Raw genomic sequence first — 16,102 nt, 5'->3', positions numbered from 1 at the left:
ACGCGGCTGCGTGATTTTGGACACAGGCGGAGAAAGCGCCTTGTATTTGCGGGGAAAGTGCGCACGCGTCCTCTTAGGGCGCGCGGGATCAGTGCGGGAGGATAGGACGTGCCGGAGGACCTGCTCTTTAGTCGGCCTGCGGCGCAAGCCAGCCGGCCTGACGCAGATGCACCACGGCCGAGCGGGCAACCGGGGCGGTGAGGCCGTTGCCCAGGTGCAGGCGCATGGCGCGCGGCGTACCCTCAATAGACCTGACCGCATGACGCGCGACCCACCAGGACCGGTGCGTCCGCAGCCCTTCGATCTCAAGTTGGGCGATCGCCTGATGCAGGGGCATCAGCATCAGTTGTGCGCCCGTGGGCGTATGGACGCGCACATAGTGGTCTTCCATCTGAAGGGCCAGCACATCCTTCGGCAGGGTGGCGGGCGGTTCCGAGCCTGCGGGGATGGAGCGCGAGGCCGCGCGGCGCTGAAGCCCCCACACCACAGCAACCATCAGCCCGCCGATCAGCAGGGTCTGGCCGTACCACAGGACCGGCGACAGGTCGAAGCGGTGCAGCTCCGGCCACAGCCAGAAGGCCGCCGTGCGGGTCAGAAAGGCCTGAAACAAACTGACAAGCCCAAAAGCGACGGCCAGCAGACTGAGGCTTTTCGTTCCGCCGCCGGGGACGAGGCGCCTGACCGCCCACAGGGTGCCCCCGAACAGCGCCGCGCCCACCAGCATCGACACCACCCAATAGGCGATGCGCTTGTCGAGTCCGGTATTCAGATAGCTGCCGAAGGGTCCCAGCGCCCCCAGTATCAGACCGGCGACCGTGGCCACGGCCGCCCACTGTGCGACGGGGTTACGGCTCAGGCGCATCAGGCGGGTGGAAAGCGAAGGCAGCATCAGGGCTCAGAGGATAGCGGTTTGCCACACTATAGCGGCCTGTGCCACCCACCGCCAGAGTGCCCAGTCGCCGGACCACGTACCCGTTTGCCCATTGGCGAATGACGCCTTTACGCGCTGTGCATGGCGGTTAAAGCGGACGGGTCAAACGGAGGTTTCTCATGCGCTGTCGCCTTTTATTCGCTCTCTTTATTTTGCTCGCCGCCCTTGGCGTGGTTGCCCACGCGGACACCCCACAGGTCGGGTTCCGCAAGACCGTCACGGCTGAGGGCGTCGAGGTCGGCATATGGTTTCCTGCCAGCGGCACGTCTGTCCGGCAAAGGCTGGGGCTGTACAGCCACGCTGTCGTGGCCAATGCCGCGCCCCTGCCCGGCGCGCATCCGCTGATCGTCATGTCGCACGGCACCGGCGGCAGCTTTTCAGGCCATGTCGATACGGCGGTGGCCCTGGCGAAAGCGGGCTTCGTCGTAGCGGCCCTCACCCACCCGGGCGACAACTGGCGGGACAATAGTCGCGCCACCCGGATCGAGGAGCGCCCGAAGGCGCTCAGCCAGCTCATCACCTATATGCTGAACGAGGCACCGGAGCGTGGCGTCATCGACCCGCAGCGCATCGGGGCCTTCGGCTTCTCAGCGGGCGGGTTCACGGTTCTGGCGGCTGCCGGCGGGCGTCCGGACTTTGCGCGCCTGATCTCGCATTGTCAGGCGCATCCGTCCTATTTCGATTGCCAGATGATCGCCAGCCATCCGCGCCCGACCACCGCCGTTCCCGCGCCTGCAATGCCCGCCGATACGCGCATCAAGGCGCTTGTGGTGGCGGCTCCGGCACTCGGTTTTACCTTTGCCGAAGGCCTGAAAGACCTGCGCCTGCCCGTGCAATTGTGGCGCGCCGATGCCGATGAGATTCTGCCCGCGCCCGACTATGCCGACGCGGTGCGTCAGGCCCTGCCGCAACCGCCGGAATTTCACGCAGTCCCCAATGCCGGGCACTTCGATTTCCTTGCCCCGTGCGTGGACGTCAATCTGGCCCCGCACATCTGCAAAAGCCGGGCGGGCTTTGATCGCGCGGCCTTCCACGACGCCTTTAATGCCGAGGTGGTGCGCTTTTTCAGCCAATCTCTGCGATAAAGTCGCGCTCGCGATAATCGAAAGTCGCAAAATCGGCGGGCAAGCCTTCGCCCGACGTATCCTGACAGGCCATGCCGACAAAGGCGCCGGTAAAGTTAGGCGCCCCCGGCACCGTGGCCTCGTCCGACAGGATGCTGGCGTCGAAATGCCCCTCGATCCACGTCCAGTCAGCGTCCGCCGCCAGCCGAAAGGCAAAGCGCAGGCGCTCATAATCGACCTCGGCGCGCAGATGGATCGGACCATCGGCGACGGGATAGAGGGCGCTGAAAGCGTCACTCGTGGTGGACTCCGGCAGGGCCGACATGACCCGCACGTGCCGCCCGACTTGTTCATCTTGGGTGACGTGCAGATAGTGATACTTGCTGCCATTATAGTAGCAGACCAGCCCCGCCGCCTGCTGATAATGGCGCGGCTGATAGTCGAGCACGGTTTCCACCGTATAGCAGAAGGCTTGCTGACGGCGCGCCACCAGCGCCTGCTCAAACAGGCTACCCAGGGTTTCGCGTCCATAGAGCCGCAGATGGCCCGGGCGGTCACTGAGGCTGAACAGCTTTTCGGGATAGGGTGAGCGCAGCCACTGGAAGTCTATGGGCAGATCCGGGCCATTGAAATCGACAGGGGTAGGCTCAAAGACCTCACCGACCGGCTCCGGGCTTTCGGCGATCAGCAGGGGCAGGCCCTGCCCGTCCAGCGTGCGCAGCCAGCCGGCTTCGTCCCAGCGCATCGGCTGGATGGCCGTTTCGCGCCCCAGCACACAACGCCCGCGATTGGGCAGGGGCCGCCCGCACAGATAGACCAGCAGCGGCGTGCCGTCGCGCGCTTCGACCAGATCACCATGACCGGCGCGCTGAAGCGGGCTGTCCGGGCGCAGGCGGCTGGAGAGAATATGCGTTTCGGGGTGCAACTCATAGGGCCCGGCGAGGGTCCGCGACCGGGCCATAGTCACCGCGTGGTTCCAGCCCGTACCGCCCTCCGCCGTGATCAGATAGTACCAGCCGTCGCGCTTATAAAGGTGCGGCCCTTCGGCCATGCCGAGCGACGTGCTCTCGAAAATCACCTGACGCTCACCGATCAGGCGCTGCGCAGCGGGGTCGTATTCCTGCAGGACGATACCGGCGAACCGCACGTGGCCCGGCCGATGATCCCACAGCATATTGATCAGATATTTGCGCCCATCATCGTCGTGGAACAGCGACGGATCGAAGCCGCTGCTGTTGAGATAGATGGGGTCGGACCATTCGCCGTCGATCGTGGGACAGGTGACCAGATAGTTGTGGAAGTCGCGCAAGGACGCACCGCTTGCCCCGCCGACTGTGGTGCGGCCATAGCGCTTCACATCGGTATAGATGAGGTAGAACAGGCCGTTATCGTAGGTCAGACACGGGGCCCAGACACCGCAACTATCGGGCGCGCCACGCATGTCGAGCTGCGCCGGGCGGCGCAAAGGCCGGGTGATCAGCCGCCAGTGAATCAGGTCACGCGAATGGTGGATCTGCACGCCCGGATACCATTCAAAGGTCGAGGTGGCGATGTAGTAGTCGTCGCCCACGCGCACGATGGACGGGTCCGGATTGAAGCCCGGCAGGATGGGATTACGGATCACGTTGCAGGCTCCGGCGTACTTTTCGGGGCGCGGACCAGCGTCCACAGCACCACCGCGGCGATCAGGTCGAGCAGACCCAGTATCACAAAGAAGGGCTCATAGCCGATCGTGCTGACCAGCGCGCCGATGGCCAGGGAGAACAGCAAGACCCCAAGATTGGCGAAGGTCCCGGCCATGCCGGTCACCGTGCCCACCTCGTTCTTGCGGAACAGGTCCGAGGACAGGGTGATCACCGTCACCGACAGGGTCTGGTGCGCGAAAGCCCCCAGACACAGCAAGCCGATGGCGACGAAGGGACTTTTGACCCAGCCGACAAACATGATGCCGGTCATAAGCACCGCGCCCAACGTGAACACCCATCGGCGCGCGTCGATCAGGCTGATGCCGCGCTTTTGCAGCCACAGCACCACCGCCGGGCCGAACAGGCAGCCGATATCGGCAAAGACAAACGGCAACCAGGCAAACAGGGCAATCTCTTTCAGATCAAAGCCGCGCGCCGTCGAAAGATAGAGCGGCATCCAGAAGGTCAGCGTCCCCCAGGTCGGGTCGGCCAGAAAGCGCGGCAGGGCAATGCCCCAGAAGTTGCGCTGCCCCAGAATTTTCAGTGGTGACGGGCGCGCCGCCGTGGCCTCCAGATGGCGCTCCTGACCGTCGCGGATATAGGTGCGCTCGCCGTCCGAAATGGCCTTATGCCTGTCCGGCGACTGATAGAAGAGGAGCCACAGGACGACCCAGACCAGAGCGATGACGCCGGTAATCACAAAGGCGGCGCGCCAGTCATAATAGAGGATGGCCCACACCACTAGAGGCGGGGCCAGCATCGAGCCGAACGACGCCCCTATGTTATAGATACCGCCCGCCAGACCGCGTTCCTTCGCCGGGAACCATTCGGCGACGACCTTCAGGCCGCCCGGGTGCGCCACCCCTTCGGCAAAGCCTAAAAGCCCGCGCAGCATGGCCAGTCCCTGCCAAGTACCGGCGAGGCTGTGGGCGATGGTGATAATCCCCCACGCCGTGGCAAACAGGGCAAAGCCGATGCGCAAGCGGATCAGGTCGAGTATGTAGCCCGCAACCGGCTGCATCATGATGCCCAGTTGAAAGGCACTGGTGATGTAACTGTATTGCTGCGGCGTCAGGCTCAGTTCCTGCGTCAGGGTAGGGGCGGCGACGCTCAGCGTGCTGCGCGTCAGGTAATTGATAATGGTGCCCAGCATCACCAAAGCGATGATCCACCAGCGCAGATGCCCGACCCGTTTGAGCATCACCTACTTCGCCTCATAGGCATAAGGGCCGATCAGGGTGCCGACAAAGCCACCCGCCTTGCGCGTAGACAGGAAGGTGATATCGACGTCGCGGCTAAGGGTGCGGGTCTGACCATCCGCCGTATAGTCCGCCGCCAGACGCCCGCCGTCAAAGCGCAGAGTGAGGGTGACATCGCGCGCCGTCAGCGGAGCCGCAGCGATCAGCTTGTCTGCAGCGGTGTTTTCGCGGGCATAAAGAGCGATCTGCGGCTTGCCGTCTATGCGCGTCAGGCCGAAGAACAGCCAGGCGTCATCGTTTTGCAGCGCCGCCAGTCCGGCACGGTCGCCGTCTTTTTCCGGGCTATAGCGGAGGGTGGTGGAGACGGTGGCCACGTGGTGCTGCTGACGGTGGGCGATGAAGGCCGGCGTCCCTTTCAGGTCGCCGAGCGCCGCCCCAGAATTGAGCACCAATGCCCCCTTGTCCAGTCGATAGACGGGCGTGCGCGGCGTGCGCACCCCGATCCAGGACAGGGGCAGGCTCTTGCCGTCAAACTCTTCGCTAAAGCCGAAATCGCCATTGACCGGCTGAGCCGGGGCGGGCTGCGTCGGCAGGTTGGGCTTTTTCCCCGTAAAGGGAATGGCCTTGCCGTCTTCCAGAATGACCGGCCAGCCGTCCTTCCACGTCACGGGCAAGAGGAAGGTTTCGCGCCCGATATTGTACAGGTCCGGACCATAGGGCCGCGTGGCGAGGAAGGTCGCCCACCATTCGCCCGTCTGGGTCTGCACCAGCTTGGCATGACCGGCGGAGGTCACGGGGTTTTTGCGCGCCGGGTCCAGCGTGCGCTGGCTGAGGATCGGGTTTTTGTCGTAGGGGACAAACGGTCCGCGCACGCTTTTGGCGCGCAGTACCACCTGCGAATGCTGATCGCCCGTACCGCCTTCGGCCGCCGTCAGGTAGTAGAAACCGTCCTTGCGCAGAATATGCGGCCCTTCGACCCAGATGGGCTTTTTGGAAATATCGACGCCGCCATTTACGATCTGCGTGCGCTCACCGACCAGTTTCAGCGCCTTATAGTCGAATTCCTGCACCCAGATGGCGCGGTGGCCGTCATAGCGCGGCGTCTCGTTCGGCGCGCCGTTGTTGACGATATAGGCCTTACCGTCCTCATCCCAGAAGATCGAGGGGTCGATGCCTTCGAAATCGAACCACACCGGGTCCGACCACGGACCCGCCGGGTCTTTGGCCGTGATAACGAAATTGCCTTTGCAATCCACGCAGGTGTTGACGATGTAGAACAGGCCGTCGTGATAGGAAATATCCGGCGCGAAGACCCCGCGCGACACCTTCAGCCCGTCGAAATCGAGTTGTTCCGGGCGGCTGATGGCATTGGCGATCTGCGTCCAGTGGATCAGGTCTTTGGAATGGAAGATGGGCAGACCCGGAAAGTGCGTGAAGGACGAATTGACGAGGTAGTAGTCGTCTCCGACGCGCGTCACCGACGGGTCGGGATAATAGCCCGACAGGATGGGGTTGAGATATTCCCCCGGCCCCGCCTTCGCCTGCTCCTGAGAGCGGCCCTCATAGGTGAATCTCTCAAAGCGCGCCGGCTCTGCCAGAGCCGGTAAGGACAGGCCCACAGACAGGGCGGCGGAGAGGGCAGGCAGATATCGCATGTCGGTCTCCTATCTTTTCGGGGCGGCCTTAAGCGCAGCGGCAATGGCGTCGCGCAGGGGCTTGGGGCGGTACTGGGCGTCATAGGGGGTCGGGCGCTGCGGCGTCTTGTCGGTGCGCGGCGTCCAGCCCTGAAGCCAGCTATGGTTATCGCTCATGCCCCAGCACAGGAACTGATCCAGTTGCTTGTAAGAGAACATCAGGTCAAGATAGTCCTTCGCCGCTGCGGCCACCCCGGCGTCACGCGCCACCGTGTCGGTCGGCAGGTCCTTGTCATTGACGTCGAATTCGGTGATCAGTAGCTTGTAATTCATGCCCACCGCGGCGTCGATAAAGGCGCGCCACTGTTCGTACTGCGCCTCCTTGATGTGGCCATCATTGCCGATATGGCTCTGGATGCCGAAGCCATCGACCGGGACATTCTTCGCCCGCAGGGTTTCCAGCAGCTTGAGCACACCCTTGCGGTGCGTCTCGTTGCCACGCTCCCAAGACATATAGTCGTTATAGACCAGTTGCGCCTTCGGGGCATATTCGCGCGCCGCCTCAAAGGCGATGCGGATACAGTCAAAACCCAGCGCCTTGGTGAAGGGCGTGTCGCGGATTTCGCCGGTCTTGGGGTCGATGGTTTCGTTGACCACATCCCACGAGATGATTTGATCACCATAGTGGGTGCACACCCGCTTGATATAGTCGCGCAGATAGCGTTCGGCCTCGCGCGCCGGGTTTGACCCAAAGTCGATATCGAGCAGCCACTTCGGCATGAACTCGACCTTGTTCCACAAAAGGGTGTGGCCCCGCATCTTCATACCGTTGTCGCGCGCAAAGCTGGCGATGGCGTCGCCCGGTGCGAAGTTGAAGCGGTCCGGCTGAGACGAGATGACATAGACCTTCAGCTCGTTCTCCGGCACGATCAGGCCGCACTCCGCCTTGAGGATATCGAGATACGGGGCCTCACTGATGCGGGCGCTCAGGGCCGAACCGAACAGGATTCCCTTTTCGGCGGCCAGAGCCCGCAGCGACGGGCCGGTGGCGGCAAAGGCGGTAGGGGAGACTATCGCCGGAAGGGCGGCAGCGCTCAGACCCGCCAGCACGTGGCGGCGTGTCGGAAGTGGATTAGGCATTTGTGTCCCTGCACGAAGCTTGTTTTTATGTTAACGCTAACAAATCACGGTTCCGTCGCGCCTGTCAATCGGCATGACGCTTCACATTTCGCTGACGCCGCACCCAAAACCCCCGCGATCCTTGTCCAGCAAAGCGCGATTGACCGGATAACTCAGACTATTATAGTGCGCCAAAACACAGATAACAGGAAACGCTCATGCCCGCCCGCCCCTTGTCTGCCCGCCGGGTGCCTACCGCGCTGATGGCCGGCCTCGCCCTTCTCGCCCTGCCCGCCCTGGCACAAACCCCACCCGCCCAGACCCTGCCAAAGACGACGGCGGCCACCACATGGACGCCGGACAACGGCAATGGCACTTTTACCAACCCGTTGTTTAACGACGAATTTTCCGATCCTGATATTATCCGCGTCGGCGACGACTACTATATGACCGGCACCACCATGCACACCATGCCGGCCCTGCCGGTGCTTCATTCGAAGGATCTGGTGAACTGGCGGCTGCTCGGCTACGCACTGGACCGTCTGCAGATGGGGCCGGAATACCGCCTCGAAGGCGGCAGGGACGCCTACGGTGCCGGCATCTGGGCTCCCGCCCTGCGCTATCACAACGGCACCTTCTACATCTTCTCCAATATCAACGGTTACGGGATACAGGTGTTCACGGCGACCAATCCCGCCGGGCCGTGGATGCATAAGTCGCTCGACAGCAAGATTCACGACCTGTCGGTGCTGTTCGACGACGATGGCAAGATCTACGCCGTCTACAGCTATGACGAAGTGCGACTGGTCGAGTTGAAACCCGATCTGAGCGGCGTGGTCGAAGGCAGCGAACGGGTCATCATCCCGGCGGGCAATGCCATGGGCGAAGGCCACCATTTCTACAAGATCAAAGGCAAATACTACATCATCAGTGCCAACTATGCGCCGGTCGGACGTATGCAGGCGGCGCGCTCAGACAGCCCGTTCGGCCCCTATGAAACGGTGACGATCAGCGCACGGGAGACCATGGGCACACAGTTCGGCTGGCGCACCCAGGGCGTCGGGCGCAACCTGCCTGCCCCCGGCGACAAAATCAGCGTTTCGCCGCCCCCGCCGAGCGGCAATGCCTTCGGCGCCGATCCCCTGCATCAGGGCGGGCTGGTCGAACTGCCCAATGGCGACTGGTGGGGCTTTTCAATGATGGATGTGAAGTCGATGGGGCGCACCACCTTCCTGTCGCCCGTCACCTGGCAGGACGGCTGGCCCTATTTCGGCCTGCCCGGCAATCTGGGGCGCAGCCCGCGCACCTGGCTGAAACCCGCCACAGGGGCCACAGTCGCCCCGACGCCGACCTATCAGCGAAATGACGACTTCTCTGGCCCGAAGCCGCAAGCGATCTGGCAGTGGAACCACGTGCCGGACGACCGCAAATGGTCGTTGTCAGAGCGGCGCGGCTATCTGCGTCTGCACAGCCTACCCGCCCCCCACTTCCTGCTGGCCCGCAACAGCTTGACCCAGCGCGTGATCGGGCCGGAATCGACGGCAACGACGACGCTGGATGCCAAAGGGCTGAAGGACGGCGATTTGGCCGGTCTGAGCCTGCTCAACATCCCCTACTACTGGCTGGGTGTAGTGCGTGACGGTCAGGCCTATCGCCTGCGCTTCTATGATCAGTTGACCAACAAAACCATTGAGGCGCCCCTGCCGGGACCGCGCGTGCAGTTGCGCGTCAGCGGCAATTACGACACGGAGCTGTCGCAGTTCAGCTATTCCACCGACGGCAAGACCTTCACCCCGATCGGCGGCGACGTGCGCACCGCCTATCAGTTGCGCACCTTTCAGGGTGTGCGCTACGCCCTGTTCGCCTTCAACGAAAAGGGGATGACGGGCGGGCAGGCGGATTTCGACGATTTCCGCGTCGATGAGCCTCTGGCCGACCGCTCGCAGAACATTCCGGCGGGCAAGGTCGTGACCATCCGCAACTTCGCCAATGATCAGCCGATGTGGGCCAATCCGCACGGTATGCTGCATTTTGCGGCCAACGGCTCGAAAGAGGCCGCCGGACCCGGCGTCCGCTTCCGCGTCCACGATCGCGGGCAGGGGCGCGTGGCGCTGGAGGCCATGGATGGCAGCGGCTTCCTGACCGTTGTCGGGCTTGGCCTGTCGTCGGACGTGCGGCTGATGAAAACGGAAACGCCAGACAGCCTGTTCCAGTGGCAGGACATGCTGCGCAAACAGTTCATGCTGATGTCGCTGCGCACGCACCGCTATCTCGGCCTTGACGTGCGTACCGGTGAGCCCTACGCCGCCGACTGGCCCGGTGCCGATCCCGACCGCAAGGACGGCACGGTGCTGGTGTGGGAAGAGGTAAAGTAACACGAAATCCTTTTGGAGATCAGGCCACATGTCCCTTGCCGGTATTGTTCTTTGCGGGGGGAAATCGCGGCGCATGGGCGTGGACAAGGCGGGCCTGATCTTCGACGGCCGGACGTGGCTGGAGATCGCCGCCCACACCCTCACGGCAGCGGGGGCAGACCGCATCCTCTACAGCGGGCGGCCCGACCTGCCCGGCGGACTGGCCGACCCGACACCCGGCAGCGGTCCGGCGGGCGGGGTGGTGGCCGCCCTGCGACAGGCCCGCCTGTATTCCAATCAGGTCCTGTGTGTGCCCGTCGATATGCCGCAACTGTCACCCGACGCCCTGCGCCGACTGGCGGCACAGCCCGGCATCGGGGCCTGTTTCGAAGGTGAGCCTCTGCCCTTCGCCCTCAGACTGACGCCCGCTATCCTCGCGATAGCCGAGGCCTGCCTTTCTGCGCGAGGCGCGCCGTCGATACGCGCCCTTCTGCATCAGGTGGGCTGCGTCGAAATTCCGACCCCGGCGGGACTGAAGTTGCGCAACCTCAACACGCCCCAGGACCTCGCGTCGCTCAAACCCGACGGCTGAGCATAATCCCTATCGCGCCTTTACGGGTGTTACCGGCAGTAGAAGGGCCTGCCTTCGACCGGACCTCCGCTGGATGGACTTAAGCCCCCTTGTTTCCCCCGCCCTCATCAGCGCGCTGATTCTAGCCGGGGCCCTCGTGCTGTTCGTCACCGAACGGGTGCGCCACGACCTGATCGCCGTGCTGGCCTTGTTGACCGGACTGATCACCGGGGTCGTCAAGCCCGATGACGCCTTAAGCGGCTTCGGCGACCCCGCCGTGGTGGCGGTGGCCGCCGTCCTGATCGTAGGTCGCACGCTGGAACTCAGCGGCGTGGCGGCCAGGCTGGCGCGCTACATCATGTTCGGTAAGGCGACCTACAGCCTGCAAATGGCCATGCTGATGGCCGTAGGTGCGCTATTGTCGGCCTTCATGAACAATATCGCGGCGCTGGTCATCGTCATGCCGCTGGGGGCCGAAATCGCGCGTCAAAACAAGAAGGCGGTCGGCACCATCCTGATGCCGCTTGCCTTTGCCACCATTATGGGCGGCATGATCACCCTGATCGGTACCCCGGCCAATATGATCCTGTCGTCGGTGCGCGAAGAGCGGCTGGGGCAGGGATTCGGCTTCTTTGCCATGGCACCAGTCGGCATCGCCGTGGCCGTGGTCGGCATCGTCTATCTGGCCGTCATCGGGTGGCGGCTGCTGCCGCCGCGCCGCGGCACGATGGAGGGCCACGCCGCCCCGTGGAAGGTGTTTGAACTGACCCTCACCCACGCCGTCGAACTTAGCCGCCACGCCCTATCGAAGCAGTTGCACACCAGCCGCACGCGCCTCCTGCGCCTTATCCGCCGCGACAAGATCCTGGACTGGCCGCAGGAAGGGCGTCTCAAGCGCGGCGACAAGATACTCCTTTTGTCGCGCTACATGCCGGGCGACGTGGCCGACAGTCTGGAGGTCAAAACCGCCGCGCCCCTGCCGGCCGAGCATGAGGTGACGGCGCACATGGTCGTGGCGCACGGCTCCCCTATCATCGGCGAACGTTACGATGCGATAACCCACCGCAGCGGCGGTGCGCTGAATGTCACGGCCGGCGGCCCACGCGCCGCCCGCCTGAAACAGCCGCTGGGGGGGATTATTCTGCAAGGCGGCGATCAGTTGTTTATCCGTGGGCAGGCCGCCGATATTGCACGCTTCGGTACGCAGCAACGCCTGCTGGAAATCGACCGCGCCGACACCGCACCCGTCAATATCCGCGCGGCGATCCAGACGGTCGGCATCTTCGTGCTGGCCATCGTCGTGACCGTGCTGTTCGACGTGTCCCCCGCCCTGACCTTTCTGGCGGCGGCCGCGGCGATGGCGGCCCTGCGCCTGATCCCTGCCCCGGAAATCTATAAGTCCATCGACTGGAGCGTCATCGTCCTTTTGGCGGCCATGATCCCGGTGGGACAGAGCTTTGAAAGCTCAGGCGCGGCGAAAATGGTCGCCGATGCACTGGCGGGCGGGCTTCAGGGCTCGCCGCTGATCGTCTGCATCGCGGCGGTCTGCGGCCTCACCCTGTTTCTGACCATCCTGCTCAATAATGTGGCTACGGCCCTGATCATGGGTCCGCTGGCCATTCAACTGGCGCAGATCCTCGACGTGCCGCCCGACGCTCTGCTGCTGGCGGTGCTGGTCGGCACCTCCTCGGACTTCCTGACGCCCATCGGCCATCAGAACAACCTGCTTGTCATGGCACCGGGCGGCTATCGCTTCACCGACTATGCACGGGCGGGCGCGCTGCTGGCGGTGCTGGTCGTGGCCACCACCGCCGTCGTGCTGAACGTGCGCTTCGGTTAACCCAAAAGCTCCCTGCGCACGATAGCCGCCCCGGCGCCCAGCGCCCGCAGCTTGGCCATAGCGACCTCCCGCGACAAAGGGGCCATGCCGCAATTGGTACAGGGATAGAGCTTGTCGGCATCGACAAATTGCAGGGCCTTGCGCAGCGTCCCGGCCACCTCTTCAGGCGTCTCAATAACAGAGCTCGCTACGTCAATCGCTCCGACCATCACCTTCTTGCCGCGAATCAACTCGATCAGGTCCATTGGCACACGCGAATTGTGACATTCCAGCGAGATGATATCGAGGCTGGAGGTTTGCAGTTTTGGGAAGGCCTCTTCATACTGCCGCCACTGCGAGCCCAGCGTCTTTTTCCACTCGGTATTGGCTTTGATGCCATAGCCGTAGCAGATGTGCACCGCCGTCTCGCACCTTAAGCCCTCGGCGGCCTTTTCGAGCACCGCCACGCCCCAGTCATTGACCTCATCAAAGAAGACATTGAAGGCGGGTTCATCGAACTGGATGATATCAACGCCGGCGGCCTCCAGCTCTCTGGCCTCCTGATTGAGTATCTCAGCGAACGCCCATGCCAGTTTTTCGCGGCTCTTATAGTGGGTATCAAACAGGGTATCGACCATGGTCATCGGCCCCGGCAGCGCCCACTTGATCGGTTGCTTCGTCTGCTGGCGCAGGAACCGGGCGTCTTCGACAAAGACCGGGTGTGGGCGAGAGACCGCTCCCACCACTGTCGGCACACTGGCGTCATAGCGGTCGCGAATCCGGACCGTTTCGCGTTTTTCAAAATCGACCCCGTCGAGGTGCTCGATAAAGGTGGTGACGAAATGTTGGCGGGTCTGCTCGCCATCGCTGACGATCTCGATACCGGCCTGAAGCTGATCGTCCAGCGCCAGGCGTAGGGCATCGCGCTTGCCCTCTATCAGGGCGTCGCCTTGCAGTTTCCACGGCGACCACAGGGTCTGCGGCTGCGCCAGCCACGACGGTTTCGGCAGGCTGCCGGCGGTAGAAGGGGGAAGAAGGAGCGTCATCGGAATTACCTCTCAGGCGTAGCGGGCGGACCACTGCTCAAGCAGGGTGCGGTAGGGGGTGATGAAATGGGCCTCGGCAAAGCGTCCCTGTTCGACCGCCAGACGGCTGCGTTCTTCGCGGTCATAGACGACCTGAGTCAGGGAGTAGTCCCGGTGCTTCAGACTAGGTCGATAGACGGCGCCGGCCACGGAATTGGCATTGTAGATTTCGGGCCGATATATCTTCTGAAAGGTGTCCATCGTGCTGATGGTGCTGATCAGCTCCAGAGGGCTGTAGTCCGAAAGCAGGTCACCAGTGAAATAGAAGGCCAGCGGGGCCACGCTGTTCGGCGGCAGGAAATAGCGGACCCGCAACCCCATTCTGGCGAAATACTGATCGGTCAGGGAATAGTCATCCTGCCGGTATTCAACACCCAGCACCGGGTGATGATTGTCCGTCCGTCGATAGGTGCGGGTATGGGACACGCTCAGACAGATGACAGGTGGTTTGTGAAAATGCGCCTTATAGGCCGGTGAATTGAGGAAGCTCTTAAAGAGCTTACCGTGCAGGACGCCATAGTCCGCCGGCGTGCTGAAGGTCGGCTGATCCTGGTTGTGCGCCAGCAGTAAAACGCTAAAGTCGTAATCGCGCACGTAAGAGGACAGGTTATTGCCCACAATGCCCTCTGTGCGGGTGCCGGTTGTGCGGTCCAAGATATGGGTTCTCAGGATTTCCAGTAAGGGAAAGGCCTCCCGCTTTCCCTGTCCCCCCAGCGTCAGCTCAACAGAGATGATGTCGAGTTCGACCGCATAGCGATCCCCCTGCGGATTGTCCCAGTGCGCCATCGCGTTGAAGCGAGCGTCGATCATTCTCAGGGCATTGCGCAGGTTTTCGCGGCGGTTGGCCCCTCGGGCCAGATTGGCAAAATTGGTCGTCAGCCGCGTCGTTTCGGCGGGGGTATAGTCTTCATCAAAACGCAGACTTTTGATGGCGAAGTCGAACTCCGTCTGTGGCGTGACAGGCGACGGATGGCGGGTGGCGACAGGCGGTCGGGTGTGTGACACGGGGGGCCCCTTGGCTGTCGGGGGAGCGCTATGGGCACGGGTCCGCGGTCCCGCGACGGGCCGCAGGATCAGAAGACACATGCCCGTGGCCCTCCGCCCGGGATGACATATAAGGTCAGTGGCAGGTCTCCTGGCTTGCGGATCAACGCGTGGACCCACCTTCTCAGGGCGCACCCCAATGGTCTTCCGGATCGACGCTCACCGCCTACAGTTGCGGGGGCAGCGCCGGCTTTGGACCGGCTTCCCTTTTAGCCGCGTGCCACAGGACAGGCGGAACCGCTGACGATCCAAACCTACGCGCCCCCGCCGCAAGAGTCAATAATCATATAAACATATCTTTATATGATTATATTTTATCCAAAGAAAAAAGGCGGGGGTCACCCCTTCGCCTTCTCTTCCCTGTATCTCTTTTTAACCCGCCGGGGCGCTGGCCCGCAGGTAGCCCGACGTGGTCGTGTTGAAGCTGGGCCCGTCTTCGAACAGGTAGTTTAGCCCGCTTTCAAAATCCATCAGCACATCGGCGTACTCCACGGGCTTCATCGGCTTCCCCGTGTAAAGGGCGCGGCTCATGCGGAAGCTCCAGAAGGACGAAATATGATCGAGCGTGCCGATGATTTCCCCCAGCTCGGTAAACAGACCCGACCCATTGAGCAGAAAACGTTTAAAGGGTCCCGGCTTGTTATGGCTGACCAGATCGGAATAGGCCGTGTCATAGACGTTCAGCACATCATAGGCGTGGTTCAGCGCCCGTGCCATGCCGCGCGCCAGCCGGATGCGAGCATGGGTGATATAGTCCTTGACGCGGTCGTCGCTGACGCCGAACGGCTGATAGCTGCCGATGCCGGAGAGGACTTCGCGTAGCTTGTCCTGAAGGTCCAGATAACGCCATTTATAGTAGAGAAAACCACGCCAGGCGAAGATCCCCTCGGCAAATTCCGAGTCGGACATCCGGAAGGTATCCTTCAGCGGCCACAGTTCGCGGTCGAGTTGATCGGATAGTATCTTGTTGCCGAGCTTCATTGAGGCCCCGGCATAGTGATCGCCCAGCGCCGTATTGACCAGCCGCTCGATTTCGCCCGAGGTGAATTGCATCATGCGCGACAGATCGGCCGGCGACAGACGCAGATAGATGCCCGCCGGACGATGGCCATGGCGCGCCAGGGTTTCGCGGATCAGAAACGGGTCAAGCGACGGCAACTGATCCAGACGACGCAGAATCTTGATGTCCGGATTCTTGTCGTAATCGCCGATGGACAGATATTCCTTTGCCAGTTGCTCGAAGCCGATCTGGTTGATGAAGATGCTCGATGCCCCCAGACGCAGATCGAAATGGTCGTAGGGCAGGATGATCTTGGTCACAGTACGGCGGGTGCCGTGATAGAAGTGCCGCTCATTCAGCCGCAGGGTATGTTTGAGAATGATGCAGCGGTTGAGCAGCGAGGACTGAAAGAAGGGGTTTTCCCCATAGTCCTCATCCTTGTGATGCAGGCGGTACACCCGCGACAGGTTGAGCACCCGCGTCGAGGCCGCGGTTTGCCCCAGATTGGCCAGATTACGGTATTCGCGGATGACGCGGCTCGGCTGATCGGGGCCACGGGTCATCTTGTAATTTCGGCGGGCCGTTGAAACCATGACT

Annotated in this window: 12 protein-coding genes and 1 riboswitch; of the genes, 4 read left to right on the top strand and 8 right to left on the bottom strand. The window is 62.6% G+C overall.

The window, feature by feature from the left end:
• Nucleotides 1–127 precede the first annotated feature (127 nt).
• Nucleotides 128–889 carry a LytTR family DNA-binding domain-containing protein gene (locus AACH73_RS02345; protein WP_338735298.1) on the bottom strand — a complete coding sequence of 254 codons (762 nt, stop codon included), beginning with the start codon at nucleotides 887–889 and terminating at the stop codon, nucleotides 128–130.
• 161 nt (nucleotides 890–1,050) lie between these two features.
• On the opposite strand from AACH73_RS02345, the gene AACH73_RS02340 reads away from it, so the two are divergent.
• Nucleotides 1,051–2,016, top strand: coding sequence for a prolyl oligopeptidase family serine peptidase (locus tag AACH73_RS02340; protein WP_338735297.1), 966 nt, complete (start codon nucleotides 1,051–1,053; stop codon nucleotides 2,014–2,016).
• Here AACH73_RS02340 and AACH73_RS02335 read toward each other — a convergent pair.
• Genes AACH73_RS02335 through AACH73_RS02320 form a run of 4 tightly spaced genes read right to left on the bottom strand, consistent with a single transcriptional unit; the run spans nucleotide 1,997 to nucleotide 7,653 of the window.
• Nucleotides 1,997–3,619 carry a glycoside hydrolase family 43 protein gene (locus AACH73_RS02335; RefSeq protein ID WP_338735296.1) on the bottom strand — a complete coding sequence of 541 codons (1,623 nt, stop codon included), beginning with the start codon at nucleotides 3,617–3,619 and terminating at the stop codon, nucleotides 1,997–1,999. The genes AACH73_RS02340 and AACH73_RS02335 overlap by 20 nt on opposite strands.
• On the bottom strand, nucleotides 3,616–4,881 hold the full coding sequence (locus tag AACH73_RS02330; protein ID WP_272740877.1) for an MFS transporter: 1,266 nt from the start codon (nucleotides 4,879–4,881) through the stop codon (nucleotides 3,616–3,618). Before AACH73_RS02330 ends, AACH73_RS02335 begins: the two co-directional genes overlap by 4 nt.
• Nucleotides 4,882–4,884: 3 nt before the next feature.
• The gene (locus tag AACH73_RS02325) at nucleotides 4,885–6,534 is read right to left on the bottom strand and encodes a glycoside hydrolase family 43 protein (protein ID WP_338735295.1); all 1,650 of its coding nucleotides are present in this window, start codon (nucleotides 6,532–6,534) and stop codon (nucleotides 4,885–4,887) included.
• Nucleotides 6,535–6,543: 9 nt separating this feature from the next.
• Entirely contained in the window at nucleotides 6,544–7,653 is a 1,110-nt protein-coding gene (locus AACH73_RS02320; RefSeq protein WP_338735294.1) for an endo-1,4-beta-xylanase, read from the bottom strand.
• A 197-nt stretch (nucleotides 7,654–7,850) separates the two neighbouring features.
• On the opposite strand from AACH73_RS02320, the gene AACH73_RS02315 reads away from it, so the two are divergent.
• From AACH73_RS02315 to AACH73_RS02305, 3 genes are all read left to right on the top strand, one after another.
• Nucleotides 7,851–10,007 carry a glycoside hydrolase 43 family protein gene (locus AACH73_RS02315; RefSeq protein ID WP_338735292.1) on the top strand — a complete coding sequence of 719 codons (2,157 nt, stop codon included), beginning with the start codon at nucleotides 7,851–7,853 and terminating at the stop codon, nucleotides 10,005–10,007.
• A gap of 28 nt (nucleotides 10,008–10,035) precedes the next feature.
• Nucleotides 10,036–10,578, top strand: coding sequence for a molybdenum cofactor guanylyltransferase (locus AACH73_RS02310; RefSeq protein WP_272740804.1), 543 nt, complete (start codon nucleotides 10,036–10,038; stop codon nucleotides 10,576–10,578).
• Between the two features lie 73 nt (nucleotides 10,579–10,651).
• A complete protein-coding gene (locus tag AACH73_RS02305) occupies nucleotides 10,652–12,397 on the top strand; it encodes an SLC13 family permease (RefSeq protein WP_338735289.1) in 1,746 nt (581 codons plus the stop codon).
• On the opposite strand, the gene AACH73_RS02300 is transcribed toward AACH73_RS02305, so the two are convergent.
• The 3 genes from AACH73_RS02300 to AACH73_RS02290 form a co-directional block, all read right to left on the bottom strand.
• Nucleotides 12,394–13,422 carry a methionine synthase gene (locus tag AACH73_RS02300; RefSeq protein ID WP_338735287.1) on the bottom strand — a complete coding sequence of 343 codons (1,029 nt, stop codon included), beginning with the start codon at nucleotides 13,420–13,422 and terminating at the stop codon, nucleotides 12,394–12,396. The genes AACH73_RS02305 and AACH73_RS02300 overlap by 4 nt on opposite strands.
• A 12-nt stretch (nucleotides 13,423–13,434) precedes the next feature.
• Entirely contained in the window at nucleotides 13,435–14,466 is a 1,032-nt protein-coding gene (locus tag AACH73_RS02295) for a DUF1852 domain-containing protein (RefSeq protein ID WP_272740807.1), read from the bottom strand.
• Between the two features lie 102 nt (nucleotides 14,467–14,568).
• Nucleotides 14,569–14,762: riboswitch (cobalamin riboswitch) on the bottom strand.
• 115 nt (nucleotides 14,763–14,877) lie between these two features.
• Complete coding sequence (locus AACH73_RS02290; RefSeq protein WP_338735286.1) at nucleotides 14,878–16,068, bottom strand: hypothetical protein; 1,191 nt, start codon at nucleotides 16,066–16,068, stop codon at nucleotides 14,878–14,880.
• Nucleotides 16,069–16,102 lie beyond the last annotated feature (34 nt).

It is taken from the genome of Asticcacaulis sp. DW145 (assembly GCF_037101385.1).
Lineage (GTDB): Bacteria > Pseudomonadota > Alphaproteobacteria > Caulobacterales > Caulobacteraceae > Asticcacaulis > Asticcacaulis currens.
The sequence above is the reverse complement of the archived record's forward strand: the minus strand, read 5'-3'. Positions and strand labels throughout refer to the sequence as shown.